At 43.4% G+C, this 14314-nt stretch carries 13 protein-coding genes and 1 pseudogene; 9 read left to right on the forward strand and 5 right to left on the reverse strand.

The window, feature by feature from the left end; translation table 11 throughout:
• Positions 1 to 16 precede the first annotated feature (16 nt).
• On the reverse strand, positions 17 to 1405 hold the full coding sequence (locus ACO0K3_RS02950; protein ID WP_422981723.1) for a sensor histidine kinase: 1389 nt from the start codon (positions 1403 to 1405) through the stop codon (positions 17 to 19).
• A complete protein-coding gene (locus ACO0K3_RS02955; RefSeq protein WP_422981725.1) occupies positions 1389 to 2063 on the reverse strand; it encodes a response regulator in 675 nt (224 codons plus the stop codon). The genes ACO0K3_RS02950 and ACO0K3_RS02955 overlap by 17 nt, the downstream gene beginning before the upstream one ends.
• 184 nt (positions 2064 to 2247) lie before the next feature.
• Between ACO0K3_RS02955 and ACO0K3_RS02960 the strand changes: the two genes are divergently transcribed.
• The 5 genes from ACO0K3_RS02960 to ACO0K3_RS02980 all read left to right on the forward strand — a co-directional run bounded on the left by ACO0K3_RS02960 (position 2248) and on the right by ACO0K3_RS02980 (position 7682).
• Positions 2248 to 3564, forward strand: coding sequence for a porin (locus ACO0K3_RS02960; RefSeq protein WP_422981727.1), 1317 nt, complete (start codon positions 2248 to 2250; stop codon positions 3562 to 3564).
• A 216-nt stretch (positions 3565 to 3780) separates the two neighbouring features.
• Entirely contained in the window at positions 3781 to 4776 is a 996-nt protein-coding gene (locus ACO0K3_RS02965; RefSeq protein ID WP_422981729.1) for an ABC transporter substrate-binding protein, read from the forward strand.
• Positions 4776 to 5552 (forward strand): ABC transporter ATP-binding protein, encoded by a 777-nt coding sequence (locus ACO0K3_RS02970; RefSeq protein WP_422981731.1) that lies wholly within the window; start codon positions 4776 to 4778, stop codon positions 5550 to 5552. Before ACO0K3_RS02965 ends, ACO0K3_RS02970 begins: the two co-directional genes overlap by 1 nt.
• A 16-nt stretch (positions 5553 to 5568) precedes the next feature.
• Positions 5569 to 6438: an ABC transporter permease gene (locus tag ACO0K3_RS02975; RefSeq protein WP_422981733.1), complete on the forward strand. Its 870-nt coding sequence runs from the start codon at positions 5569 to 5571 to the stop codon at positions 6436 to 6438.
• Between the two features lie 125 nt (positions 6439 to 6563).
• Positions 6564 to 7682 carry an ABC transporter substrate-binding protein gene (locus ACO0K3_RS02980; protein WP_422981735.1) on the forward strand — a complete coding sequence of 373 codons (1119 nt, stop codon included), beginning with the start codon at positions 6564 to 6566 and terminating at the stop codon, positions 7680 to 7682.
• A 413-nt stretch (positions 7683 to 8095) separates the two neighbouring features.
• On the opposite strand, the pseudogene ACO0K3_RS02985 reads toward ACO0K3_RS02980, so the two are convergent.
• The 3 genes and pseudogenes from ACO0K3_RS02985 to ACO0K3_RS02995 all read right to left on the reverse strand — a co-directional run.
• Positions 8096 to 8281, reverse strand: a pseudogene (locus ACO0K3_RS02985) (hypothetical protein); the annotation flags it as partial.
• Between the two features lie 72 nt (positions 8282 to 8353).
• Positions 8354 to 8476 (reverse strand): hypothetical protein, encoded by a 123-nt coding sequence (locus ACO0K3_RS02990; protein ID WP_422981737.1) that lies wholly within the window; start codon positions 8474 to 8476, stop codon positions 8354 to 8356.
• A gap of 469 nt (positions 8477 to 8945) precedes the next feature.
• Positions 8946 to 10769 carry an ATP-binding protein gene (locus ACO0K3_RS02995; protein WP_422981739.1) on the reverse strand — a complete coding sequence of 608 codons (1824 nt, stop codon included), beginning with the start codon at positions 10767 to 10769 and terminating at the stop codon, positions 8946 to 8948.
• Positions 10770 to 10946: 177 nt separating this feature from the next.
• Here ACO0K3_RS02995 and ACO0K3_RS03000 point away from each other — a divergent pair, with 177 nt between their 5' ends.
• The 4 genes from ACO0K3_RS03000 (at position 10947) to ACO0K3_RS03015 (ending at position 14307) form a co-directional block, all read left to right on the forward strand.
• Positions 10947 to 11852, forward strand: a complete 906-nt coding sequence (locus ACO0K3_RS03000) for a hypothetical protein (RefSeq protein ID WP_422981741.1) — start codon at positions 10947 to 10949, stop codon at positions 11850 to 11852.
• Positions 11853 to 11940: 88 nt separating this feature from the next.
• Positions 11941 to 12306: a hypothetical protein gene (locus ACO0K3_RS03005; protein WP_422981743.1), complete on the forward strand. Its 366-nt coding sequence runs from the start codon at positions 11941 to 11943 to the stop codon at positions 12304 to 12306.
• A 191-nt stretch (positions 12307 to 12497) separates the two neighbouring features.
• Positions 12498 to 12854, forward strand: coding sequence for a hypothetical protein (locus ACO0K3_RS03010; RefSeq protein WP_422981745.1), 357 nt, complete (start codon positions 12498 to 12500; stop codon positions 12852 to 12854).
• A 157-nt stretch (positions 12855 to 13011) separates the two neighbouring features.
• A complete protein-coding gene (locus tag ACO0K3_RS03015; protein WP_422981747.1) occupies positions 13012 to 14307 on the forward strand; it encodes a TolC family protein in 1296 nt (431 codons plus the stop codon).
• Positions 14308 to 14314: the final 7 nt, after the last annotated feature.

Below are 14314 nucleotides of genomic sequence, written 5' to 3' on the forward strand. Positions count from 1 at the left end.
TTTTTAAATTCCATTTTCATAAAATATTGAAATTGATTGAAACAATTAATCCTGTTTCGTTATCTGGAGATGTGAGCTGGATGGTCGCATTTAGCATATCGCATATTTCTTTGACGATAGATAACCCTAATCCTGAACTATTTGGTTTGTCTTCGTTTAAGCGATAAAAGCGCTCGAATACTTTACTACGCTGCTCAACTGGAATACCAGGTCCGTTGTCAGAAACTTTGAATAAGATCGAATGGCCTAAATTCTTAAGAGATACCGTCACCATGCTTTCTGTGTGCAGGTGTTGGATAGCATTTTCAACTAAATTGGAAACTAATTCACGTAACAAATGCTTCGAAGCATTTACCATGCAATTTTCATCAAGTGTATCTATCCCTAGATCGATATTTTTTTGTTGCGCCAGAGGAGCAAGTTCTTCTATAACGGATTGTACGACTTCAGAAAACTGGGTGACAATTTGTGTATTTTTGTTGTGACGATTTTGCTCTATCGATGCAAGAACGAGTAATTGATTAATGACCTTAGTGCCGTTCACTATCGTTTTTTGAATCGCACTAAAAATATCTTTTTGTGATTGATCTAAATCATTATTTCTATTTCCAAAATTAATTTGAGAGGTGACAATTGCAAATGACGTCCTTAATTGATGTGCAGTATTAGCGACAAATTGTTCATAGGACGTCAGTGTTTTATCTAATCGAGCAACGTAATCATTCATAGCAAAGATGACTGGTTTTAACTCGTCAGGTGCATTATCTTCATCTAGTTTTTCTAATGATCCTGGTTGACGCTGCAATAATTTTTCACCAAAGAGAATTAATGGACTTAAGGTCCATCGGAATGCAATAACAAGTCCAAATAAAACTAAGGATAAGAGAATGAAATGCTCTCTCATCGTTAGTAAAAAAAGTTCTTTTTTGAAGGCGTCATGACTTCGCAATGTCTGTGCTATTTGAGTGACTGCATAGTCATTGCTGGATGTACTGGGAAGTGCATGAGCATACGCAATGACTCGTACCAGTTCTCCGCGAATATGGGTCAGAAAATACTTCTCCTGTTCGATCTGCAAGTCGCTTGAATAAGTACTTAGCTCCTCATCTCCTGAAATCAAATGACCTTTTTTACTACGCACAGAATAGAAAACACGATCTTGGTATTTACTCGCGAATAGTTCAAATGCCGCTGGGGGAATACTTATTTCATATCCTCCATCGATTGTATTGAGTTGCTCAGAAATGATTTTCGCAGAGCCTTTTAATAACTGCTCTTGAACCAAAGTGGCAATATTATCGGTACTTTTGTACGTGACAAATAAGTCGATCGTAGAGATAAGTAGTGTGGGCAAAAATACCCACAAGGCCAATCTGCTTTTTAAACTTCTAAGCGGTAGCAACATAGGTCAACATGTATCCTAAACCACGCAAGGTAATGATTTGCGCGCCAGAATTTTCTATTTTTTTTCTCAATCGTACGATGTAGATCTCTAGCGCCTTCGGTGAAACCGTGTCATTTAACGTAAATAAACCATCAGCCAATTCCTTTTTTGAGACGGTCTTCCCACATTTGCGAACTAATGCCTCCAGCACAGCATGCTCTCTTGGCGTCAAATTGATATTTTCTCCTGTATTACTGAAAATCTTAGTATTGCTGTTATAGGTTAAAGATCCACATTGAATTATTGGATTTGCTTTCCCACTCGACCTTCTCAACAAGGATCGTAGGCGCGCTTCTAACTCCTGAATATCGAAAGGTTTTGCTAGATAATCGTCAGCGCCTAAGTTTAAATTTTCGATGATGTCACCTAAAGAATCCAGTGCACTAATGATCAAGACAGGAACATCATTATTTTTATTTCTGAGATCTCTTAGTACAGTCTGCCCCTTAAGTCCCGGAAGTGTTAAATCTAAAAGAATTGCATCAAAATTTTGCGTTATTAAGAAATGCAATGCTTCTTCGCCAGTAAAAGCTTGTTCAACTGCATAACCTGATTGAGTTAGCAGACGTGTGAGCCACGACGATAGCTCACGATTGTCATCGACTAAGAGTAATTTCATAGTAACTAGACTAAATCATTTTGATGTCTCAATAAATGAAACCTTCTTCCCCGTTTCATTTTATCCACACGATGTCTATTGAAGGCTGATAGAAGGCTTCATCCAACTACATTGGTCCCCGTAGGCTCACGCAACCAACTAATAGGTATGTGAGATACGACTTCATTAATCAGGAGACATTCAAATGAAAAAAAAGTTAATGGCTATGGCCATTTTAGGTGTACTAGCGGGCTCAGTTCAAGCGCAATCAGTTCAGGATTTACAGCAAGCATTGGCTCAAGCACAAAAAGCGGCCGCTGATGCACAAAAAGCAGCTCAACAGGCGCAAGATGCCTTAGCACAAATTCAGCAAGCTACGGTTGCTGCTAAAGAGGCAGTGGAGGTAAGCAAGAAGTCCGCAACCGTCAGCCAGCCCGCAGGAGAGGGACTCGTTTATAAAAGTGGTGGCGATACGGTTCGCTTGTATGGCTTGATTGATTTAAGTCTCAGTAGTAAGAGTAACGCAGATAAAGCCGGCAATAGCCAGAAGGATATGTCTGTCGCTTGGTTTAGTGGCAATCGTTGGGGCATTGAAGGTGAACATGCTTTAAAAGATACTGACGGGTTAAAAGCTATTTTTAAACTGGAAAGCGAGTATGAGTTGCCTACCGGGAGCATGGATACCCCTGGTGTTTTGTTTAATCGAGATGCTTGGCTTGGTGTGCAAAGTGATAGCCTGGGCAAGCTGACTTTTGGTCGTCAGAATACACTCGCACGTGAATTCTCAAAAATTTATGGTGATCCATATGGAACGGCAGCAGTCACTTTAGATGAGGGCGGGTATTCTAATAATAATGATTTCAAGCAATTAATTTTCTATTCCGGTAGTGCTACGGGTACCCGTTACGATAAAGGTATTGTTTGGAAAAAAGAGTTCGGTAATATAGTTGCCGGTGTGGGTTATCAGGTTGGCGGTATTCCTGGAGACACAACAACTGGGACAACCAAATCTTTGGGATTGGCTTATAACGGTGGCGACGTCAATGTTTCAGGATTCTATAACTCAGCTAACGTCAATGGCTATACGCATTCATCTTATTCCATTGGCGGAAACTACCAATTCGGCATGATGCGCCTCAATGCTGGCTATATCAGTTATAAAGCAGATCAACCACTAGCTATTGGCAATCGTAGCGACAAAGCGTATACGCTGTCCGCTAAATTCACACCTGCTGGCAACTTCGACTATGAATTAGGCTGGCAAACAATGAATGCAGAGAACGCCGCTGTCAATGGTAGTGGTTATGTCCTGAATGCCTATGCGAATACAGGCAATGCAACGAAGACTGCAACAGGGAAGCGTAAGACTTGGTATGGTTCAGCGTTCTATCATTTTGACAAGCGCACAGAGCTTTACTTTGCTTTAGATCGTCTGAACACTGACGGTACTTATTTAGCCTCTCAAGCTAATGGATTTAATTCCCAAAATGAATATGCCGTTGGTATGCGGTTCAAATTTTAATCTGCTTTATTAATCAATCGAATTGACATCAGTAGAGGGCTATTTAGGGCGCCCTCTATTTTTAGCTAATTAAATTCTAATAGCGATATTCAAAATAAGTCGAGTTAGCGTAAGTCATTCATCGTCCCTATACAGAATTATTATTTAGTGAAAGCTAAATGAAGGAATCAATAAGCCACAATAAAGTAGCAGTCAAATATAAAAACGGAGACAACCATGAAATTATTATTGAAGCCTGTGGCGTTAGCAATTTTGCTAACCGCCAGTCTGAACTCAATTGCCGCAGAAAAAATCACCATAATGGTAGGCGGTATAGAAAAACAAATATATCTTCCGGCCAAACTGGCAGAGCAACTTGGCTATCTTAAGGAAACCGGTCTTGATATCGAACTCCTGAGCGAGCCTGCGGGAGTGAATGCAGAGACAGAAATGTTATCCGGTGCGGCTCAAGGGGTAGTCGGATTTTATGATCACACCATTGATTTGCAAGCACGTGGGAAATTGGTGCAATCAGTTGTGCAGTTCAGTCAAGCTCCAGGCGAAGTCATATTAGTGTCTAAAGCTGCGGCTAAGGATATTAAATCTCCTGCTGATTTTAAAGGAAAGACCTTAGGCGTTACAGGCTTAGGATCCTCTACAAATTTCTTGACGCAATATCTTGCGGCTAAAGCAGGTATTAAAAACAGCGAATTCACTACTTTGCCTGTCGGTGCCGGATCTACGTTTATCGCTGCAATGGCACAAAACAAAATTGACGCAGGTATGACGACTGAACCGACTATATCTCGCCTGGTATCGACAGGAGCAGCAACTATTTTGGTTGATCTTCGTACGGTCAAAGAAACCGAGGCAGCGTTAGGCGGAACCTATCCTGCAGCATGTTTATATATGCCAACTGCTTGGGTGAGTACGCATAAAGACCAAGTCCAGAAAATTGTAAATGCGTTCGTTAAAACCTTAAAGTACATCAAAACGCATACGGCAAAAGAAATTGCGGAAAAAATGCCCGCTGATTATTACGCCTCCAATAAACAAATGTATATCGATGCATTAGAGGCTAGCAAACTGATGTTTACATCTGATGGCGTGATGCCAGAAAATGGCCCCGCAACCGTTTTGAAAGTACTAAACGGTTTCGATAAGGCAGTGCAAGGAAAGTCGATCAATCTGGCGAATACTTTTACTTCTGATTTTGTGAAAGCTGCAAAATAATGAAAAACGTTGCAATTGAGTTGACCAATGTCAGTAGAAAATTTATCAGTCCGTCTGGAAAAGTAACGCTGGCTTTAAAAGATTTTAGTTTGACTGTCAACGAGGGAGATTTTTGCGCCATTGTTGGCCCAACCGGATGCGGAAAATCAACGACGCTAGGCATGATTACTGGTCTTAACCCGCCTTCATCTGGGAGCGTCAGGGTCTTTGGTAAACCTGTTATGGGTATCGATCCAAACATCGGATTTGTTTTTCAGGCAGATGCTGTGTTTCCATGGAAAAACGTGATCGATAACGTAGCAATTGGCCCTATTTATCGTGGTGTCGATAAGCAAACGGCTCAAGGTATGGCGGCAGAATGGGTTCGTCGAGTCGGGTTGTCTGGATTTGAGCATCATTATCCACATCAACTATCCGGTGGTATGCGAAAGCGTGTTGCGCTGGCTCAAACGTTTATTAATGAACCCAAAATATTGTTGATGGACGAGCCTTTTTCAGCATTGGATGTGCAGACGCGCGCATTGATGCAGGAGGAGTTACTTGGGCTTTGGTCTGAGAAAAAAGCATCGGTTGTGTTTGTGACTCATGATATAGAAGAGGCGATTGCACTGGCAGATCGTGTGATTGTTCTGTCTAAGGGCCCTGGATCCGTGAAGAGTAGTTATGAAATTCCGTTAGCACGTCCGCGAGATGTTTCTGAAGCTCGCTATACCAATGAATTTATTCATCTCTCCAAGCAGATTTGGTCTGATTTAAAAGATGAAGTGCAAATCTAAAATGGAATTAATGACTATGAACACTTCAACTATAAAACAAACTTTGAATCAGTCCGCCAGCGGCGACGAGGAAAGAAAAGCTATTGCTCGAGCAACTAATCATAAGCGGCTAGTCATATTTTTGCGGATTGCTTTAGCTGTTGCTACGTTGACCGGATGGGAATTGGCAGTTAATTGGGGATTAATGGATGTCTTTTTCTTTTCAAAACCATCAGCAATTTACGAACAATTAGTAATTTGGCTTACTGAAGGAACGGCTCAGGGACCTTTATGGCGTGAGTTAATGGTGACAATGGAAGAGACGGTTCTGGGATTTTTAATTGGAAGTTTACTCGGAATATTTTTTGGTATTGCACTTGGCCGTAACAAACTGGCAGCCGATGTATTTAGTATTTACATCAAAGTCGCGAATGCAATTCCGAGGGTCGTCTTGGGATCAATATTTATCATTATGTTTGGATTGGGAATGGGATCCAAAGTGGCACTTGCCGTAGTCATGGTTTTTTTTGTTGTCTTCGGTAACGCGTTTCAAGGTGTTCGTGAAGCAGATAAAAATCTTATTGCCAACGCTTACATTCTTGGCGCGAGTAAGAGACAGGTAACGTTCTCCGTCGTATTTCCGTCGGCATTGACTTGGATTTTGGCGAGCTTACACGTTAGTTTTGGTTTTGCTTTAGTCGGTGCAGTTGTCGGTGAATTTCTTGGCGCCAGGCATGGTATTGGTTTATTAATTGCAACTGCCCAAGGTACGTTTAATGCTGCGGGCGTGTTTGCCGCAATGATCGTCCTGGCTATTGTGGCACTCGCTGCCGAATATTTGCTGACTGCGATAGAAAATAAATTATTGAAATGGCGCCCAGCGCAATTTGTCGAACAAGGTATGTGATTTTTTATGAAATTATAGACTTGTCTTTTGCCCGCTTTCGCGGGCATTTTTTTGTACACATTCGTTTCATTTTGACGATGCAAACTAGTAAAAAATTAACCTATAAATATCAGGAGACAATAATAATGAAAACAATATTCGTTCTTGCTTTAGCTGTTTTTTTCAACTCCGCACAAGCCGCTGATAAAACAACCCTAGAAAAAATTGTGATTGGTCAGTCTGTCGAATTATCAGGAGAGGCAACAGGAAAAGAAAATAGGGAAGGTGCTCAAGCCTATTTTAAATGGATCAATTCTCAAGGAGGCGTTTATGGACGTCAAATCGAACTAAAAACATACGATGACAAGCGAAAACCAGATCTTACAAGAGCAAATACAGAAAAATTAATTAAAGAAGACCACGCATTAGCTTTGTTTGGTTACCGTAGTACACCCACGGTAGAGGCTGCACTACCATTACTTATATCTGAAAAAATTCCCATGATTGCACCGTTTTCTGGCGCTCAGGTATTACATCAACCCCTCAATCCTTACCTCTTTCATTTGCGTGCCAGTTATCAGGACGAAACTAAAAAAATGGTGGAAACTTTGATGCCTTTGGGGATAAACCGGATTGCTATTTTGTATCAGGACGATTCGTTCGGAAAAGATGGACTGGTTGGCTTCAAACAGAGTTTAGCTTTAAATCGTGTTAAAGCCTTAGTTGAAGCAAGTTACGACAGAAAGGACTTAAAAATAGACGGCGCGGTGAATTTGATTGCCTCTGCGAATCCACAAGCCGTACTAATGGCATGTACCCCATCAGTATGTGCGGACTTTGTGAAGCAAATTCACACGAGAAATTTCTATCCTAGATTTTTAATGTTATCTAACGTTAGTTCCGATAGTTTTTTTAAGTCACTTGGCGATGATGGTCGGGGTGTCGGCATTATGCAGGTTATGCCTTATCCGAAGGATATTGGTGTACTAGTCGTCAGAGAATTCCAGCATGTCTTAAAAGGAATGGATAATCCACCGCCGCTTTCCTACGCGACGTTAGAGGGTTTTGTCGCGGCAAAATTATTGACAGAGGGCTTGCGACGCGCTGGGCCATCCGTCAACAAAGAAAAATTGATTGCGGCATTCAATAGCATGCGTAACTTTGATCTTGGGGGAGTGAAAGTGACATATACGCCAAGTTCACACGAGGGATCAAAATTTGTGGAGTTAACCGTTGTGGGAAAAAATGGTGTGATTCAACGGTAAGTGCATCGCTATCCTGTATCGGTAGAAAAACTACTCGTGTTCCTAGGTCTTATCTCATTCGGCGAATTCAATTTCTAAGTGCAATACGATGTTGGCATGATTGTAGTTACTTCGAAATTACCTCGTATGCTGATTTGAAGCTGAGGCATGATGATTCATGCTGAGCATGGTCTGTTCAATGTCATGATCAGAGATATTTTTAAACTGCATGTTTTTGGAGGAGTCTATCGGATTAGTCTATTCATATTTCTTCATCAACACCAGCTAGAGACGTGACGTGTAGAAAGCTATATCTAAGTGATCAATCTGAATTTAAGATAATTTATCTGGCGCTTATTTGATGAAGTCTCTATTGTTGAACGTATCGTGTTCGGTATAGCACCGCAAATTCAAGCGCAAAGAGAATATGGTTATCAGATACTTGTTTCGGCGAGGATGTCCTGAATTTTGTGTAAAGGGCTTATTCGAAATTTACTCCGACGATCCCCCATCAACGCACGTAAGTCTTTAATACTGATGGCGCTAATTTCATCCATTCTGATCAGATGTGAAGCGCCTACAGGCATATGCAAATGACGAATTTTACTAAGTGCTGGCGGCGTCCAGTTTTTGTCAAATATGTCTTTTATGTAGACATACAAGTCATTCCTTGAGCCCCATCGCGCCTCTCTTTAGTCAAAAAAAGATTTAGCGGCCAGCGCCAGAGCGGTAAAGCCTGAGGCAAACATCAGCAGCCAACCGGCGCGCGCGTGACCCACAGTGACTTTATCGACAGGCAATGACTGATCGTGCATTGCTGTTCCAATTTCTGCCGGCATAGCACGACGATTTCCATGCCCTCGACGTCACTAATATACCTATTCTCTTCGCCCTTGGGATAATTCTCCGCGACGCAGCGGTAGAACGAAATCGCCCTATTACCTTTGGCATAGCGGGCATGTCCCCCCAAAAATTTGCTTGAGCGATTCACGCGGGATGACGATCAGCAAAACGGCGAACAGGGAAACGATGGATATTGCCGAGGCGGTTATGGCCAGACCTTTAGGTCACTCGTCAACGAGTTGAGGTCCGGCTGGGATTCTTATTTTTTCGTCAAAATGACGTTAAGTCAATGATTTAAAACAGGAATCAAGAAATTTTTTTGCTTTGTTGGTTTGCATAAATTTGTTCCAAAGGTGGGAGACTCAAGAAATTTTCGCCAAAAAGTTAGATGAGTACTTAATTTTATTGTGCTAACCCTTGTATAAACTTGCTGACGGCTGATTAAAGCATTCGCCCAATCCTCCGGAACCAACCTTCCACTTCACCTTCAGCATCTCTTGCCGCCAACCGTTCAGCTGTCATTAACGGAAATGCTTTCTCCGCAAGACACAGCTTTGCTTTGCTGTCCCCCATAGTGCCATCAAATTGTTGCTGTACTGAATATGCTTCGGCAAATAACTTCGGAACGGCTTTTCCATCGGCGCCAGGCCGGTCAATAATCACAATATCGACGCCAAAGGCATCTTTGATAGCGTCAGCATGCAAATAACATTCAATCTCGTGTTTATTAGTTTGCACGGCCCAAGAACCATCGGTCCGCAGATTCACCTTGGCGACAGATTGAGCATATTCTGGAACATCTCTATCATAAATGTGAACCTCCGGGCGATTCAGCGATCGCAGATAGTGTTGTGCAACCCAATGTTTGAGCGTCGATCCGCCGAGTAACACAAATGCGACTCGCTCGTCTGTAGCTAGGTTCGGCACACTTTGATCAGCAGCGTGTAGCGCTCGGCTAAGAGATTTGAACGCTGCCACGTCAGTCGGTCCCTCAACGCAAAGAAGAACTTTGACGCGGCTGTCAGGTACAACGCCGAGTGTTTCAGCCACCTGCCCAAAGACGTCAACCCCATCTTTGACAACAGGCTGAAGCGTATCATTGCGCGTTACAAATCTGATGCTATCAGTTGGCAGATCGGAGGCAAAACCAGGACTGTGTGTCGTTAGCAGTACCTGACATCCTTGCTCCGAAGACAGCGCCTTGAATGACTCTATGAGAATACGTTGGTTGTTCGGATGCTGGGCGGTTTCTGGCTCTTCGATTGCATATATGATGCTTCGTTTTGTTCCAATCCTCAAGCGACGCTCCGCTTCCGCCTTGAAAAAGCTAACTAAAACAAGACGGCGGACGCCGCTGCCACGCTTATTTAAGGGAATGCCATCATCAGTATCCATGCCAACAGAAAATAGCCCTATCCATTTAGCTGCGGTCGGCGGTGTAAATTGCGGGGTCAGTTCTTTGGCAAGATTGGGGTCAATTGTTTTTAAAGCTTCGTGCGTGCTTTTGGCGATCAATTCGGCCTTCTCTTTGACCTTTTCCTGAATGCGATTGATATCCTCCTGTACTTCTGCAATAGCGGCGGCCACAGCAGCCTTCATCGGATTTTGCACTTCTCCGTCAGAATCACGGCTACTACGGTCACTTTGAAACAGCGCGTACATCGGCAGGTAGTTTTCGAGCTGATCCCAAATACGTTTACTGTCTTCCTTCGGTTTTGTAACTGAGATCGCGACCTCCTTCAGTTCCAAGTCAGCTGCCGCAGCCCAAAGAGCCTGCCGCATACCCGGATTCCCCTTAAGCGCCGCATCTAGGTTGTGGTCTTTGATAAGCTTTTGCAGCTCTTTTTCTTTTAAATCGAGAAGGTCTGCCACTCCGGTGGCAGTTGGATGGTTGGCGAGTATAAAAACCTCAGCAGTCGGCGTTTTTTTGCTGCAGTCAAATAGCTTTAAGATTTTCAGCGTGCCTGTCGGGGAAAGAAGATATTCTGCCGCAAGACTGGTTTCCGCGCCAGCATCAAGACTTAACTTCGAAGGAAGGTCGGAAAATTCACATGTAATCGCGACTGAATTTTCACCGCTATAAATATTTGCGTCATTCTGCTCAATCTTGACTGTATCGTTATTGAAGAAGATTTCCAGCGCCTCTAGAATTGAAGACTTTCCTATATCGTTCTTTCCAACGAAGGTCGTCATGTCTGCCATGGAGACCGTGATTTCTTCACGATAGCAACGGAAATTTTTGATGGATACTGATATTAATTTCATGTAGTTCCCCGCAAATTAATTTGACCGAACAATGCAAATCAGACAATAGTTATTATTCTAACACTGATAGTCAAGGAATGATGGGCTTCAGGTGCTTGTCTGTTTCCGTGCTTCTAGATGGTTACGCAATTAAAAACACGATATACTGTGCATTCATACAGCCTCTTGGGATTGTGGATGACTGGTCTACTCGATGATTTTTCTCAGTTGGTCACCCTTAAATCGTCGGAAGATTTAAGGCAGCGGCCTCAATACTGTCCTCAGCTTGACCCCAAACAGTCCGAGTTAGCCGAGGTTCTGGCACCTTATCACTTTGGCGAACCTTATCCCTGCGGCTTATCCAGTTGCAGAACACCACACCAATCGGGATACCTTGTTGTCACAGTCGATGGGAAGGAGACAAACGTTGGTGGAATTTGCGGACGTAAGATTTTTGGTGACTCTTTTACGATCAAGGCAAATCTGCAGGAAAAGAGAGCTCACCTGAAGCATCAGCTCGATATATTGAAGCATGTGCGTGATAATAAAGTGACATTGCTAGCACGTATCGCCGAGCAACTTAATCGCCCCACAGGAGTGAAATGGTCGGAAGCTACGTTGCGCTCGTTCAAGGATGCCTTAGGCCAAAGCGTTTTTAAGGTATTACGCGAAAAGGCGCGGCGTGGAGACAATCTCGTTGAAGTGACACGGGAGGCCTCTCAAGAAGAGCGAGACCGACATCGCGTTGCTAACCCATCTGCGCGACCATTACAATCTGTTGCTGAGAAGGTTGGTAACCTTACCGGACTGGATCTGCTTAATCATGATCCGATGCGAATCTTAACGACACTCAAGGACAAATTATATGCACTGGACAATATTGATGCGAAAACGCTGTCACCGCGCATACGCAAGGAATGGGTGGACTGGGCAAATGGAATTGAGGGCACATTCGAGGAAGTAGAAGACGTTTTGGCTAATGCGCTAAGATTTTATACAGCGGAAAATTTAAAAATAATGATTGGCTTTGGCTCTACGCCGCAAGAGCAGATGCGCTTGGCAATGATTCAATGGTCCAATTCTGAAATGCGATTAATGTTTTGAATGATATTGGCTATTTTTGCCCAACGCGCCAAAAAAGTAAAATTAGCTTAAAGGCGGCTCTCCTACCTCTTGAAGTGCCTTATTCCAAATGTCCGGATCTGCAAATCGTGCTACCAAGGCATTATACGCCGGAGTAGGCCTGTTCCTGATCGGCGCACCGTTCATTGGCGCAGCCATCGCATTTGGACTAGGCGAAAGGCAAACCAGTGCGTTACTGATTGGCGGAGTCCTATTGATGATCGCAGGTGTCGCTTTACATCTGTTGGAAGAACACGAGCATGACCATGAGCACGACAATATAGACCATGAACATGCTCATACTCATGATGACGGCCACCATACGCACACGCATGAAGTCATGCCACAAGGGGTACATAGCCATCGACATAGACACGAATCATTAGTGCACCGGCACCCTCATACACCTGATCTGCATCATGGGCATCGTCATTAGAATTAACAAGTGTTTTAGTCGACGGAAGAGTCCGTATGAATGTAGATGTTTTACATGAACAATTCGGAACAAGATTTAAACTGTTAAAAAATACCATTGAACTATATCAAACGCCATTTGGAACCTCACAGCAATGCCTCTACTGTTATTACAAAATAGAGTGAGATCAAAGTTCGTTTATAATAATGAGTATGGTTAAAAAATTTGTTCTCATGCTCATTGTTGCGTTCACTCTCCAGCTTAGCTGGACGGTGGCGAGTGCTTATTGCATGCATGAGACAGGCAAAACATCACAGCATTTTGGTCACCATCCCCATCAGCATGAGGCAAGCCACAATACAGATGATCAAAAAAATACAGATACAAAAAAAGTAGCGTCGCACCCAGATTGTGCTTCTTGTACTCATAGTCCATTGGCGGCTTACACTTGGCAAAACGAACTGGTTAATCCTTTGCTCGTAAGCCATCAACATCCCTCTACGACCTCAGAACTAAATACGCCTTATCTAGGTAAACCATTGCGCCCCAAATGGATGATCGCTGCTTAGTTCCAGCGATAGCCTGTCTTTTTTATCTTCTCAGTAGTTATGCCGCTTAGTTCATGCTAGGTGCACAGTCCAGACAGGACTGCGCTGGATTTTTCCTATCGATTATTTGAAAATTTCTGGAATTTTCCAGATTCTTTCTGCTTATCAGGATCATCCTATGCAAAATATTTTTTTATCGCTAGCTTTAGCGGGTAGCGTGTTGTCGCCTGCATTTTCACAGACGAATCAGCCAATTAGTGGCCTCAGTTTAGCCGCCGCGCTTGATAAAGCTACAAAAAACAATCCAGATATCGCCATGGCTATGCGTGAGGTGCAAGCTCAAGTGGGTGCTGTAAGGCAAGCTGGCATCTTAGTCAATCCAGAACTCGTAGCATTAGTTGAGGATACGAAAAAGGCGACTAGAACGACTACTTTGCAACTAAATCAGCCAATAGAGCTAGGGGGGAAACGCGTTGCCCGCATGATTGCTGCAGAACTGCAACATGACGCCTCAGTAATTGAGTTGAGCATCAAACGTAGTGAAATATCTGCCGCAGTATTGGTTAATTTTTATGATGTTGTCATCACACAAGAACGACAGCGTTTGGCATTCAGCTCTACCGTTCTGGCTCAAACCGCGACCCAAGCGGTAGTCAAAAAAGTCACTCTCGGAAAAGTTGCTGCTTTGGAGGAGACCAAGGCACGCATAGCCGAATCTACTATCCAACTTGAATATGTACAAGCGAGTAGCGAGCTGATCAACGCGCGCCAGAGGTTAGCCACGCTCCTAGGTGGATCCTTATCTGATGTTGAGTATATAAACGGTCAACTATCTGAGTTGCCAGCACTACCGGAAATGCCCGAATTATTAGCAAGCATAGGGCGTGCCCCGGTTTTGTTGCGCGCTCGCCTGGAAATAGAGCGGCGCCTTGCGTTATCTCAGATCGAAAGAACGCGTCGTTTACCCGACCTGACCCTGAGTGTTGGTACGAAACGTGATGAACAACTCGGTCGCCATCAAGCGATTTTGGGTATCGCAATACCTATTCCTTTATTTGACCGCAACCAAGGCAATCTGCAAGAAGCATTGAGCAGAACCGACAAAGCCCGTGACGAATTGACGCTTACCGAAGGGAGAGTCAATAGCGAGGTGTTGCAAGCATATCAGCGCTTAAGTGTTGCACGTGAAGAAACCATATTAATAAAAAATGAGCTAATACCGGGTACACAGAGTACATACGAAGCTGTATTAAAAGGGTATGAGTTCGGCAAGTTCAGTTTCCTTGATGTCTTAGACGCTCAACGCACTTTACTTCAAACGAAATCTCAATATCTGAGAGCTTTGTCCGAAACACATCGTGCCGCAGCCGAGATTGTGCGTCTCACAGGTGATATTACGTTGACTTCAAATCGACCAGTGTCACAAAGCATGTCTCTCCCTACATCGCAAGCAAGTCCTTCAACCAAATTCTAGGCAACTC

The sequence above is a fragment of the Undibacterium sp. Rencai35W genome (assembly GCF_049340185.1).
GTDB lineage: Bacteria > Pseudomonadota > Gammaproteobacteria > Burkholderiales > Burkholderiaceae_D > Undibacterium.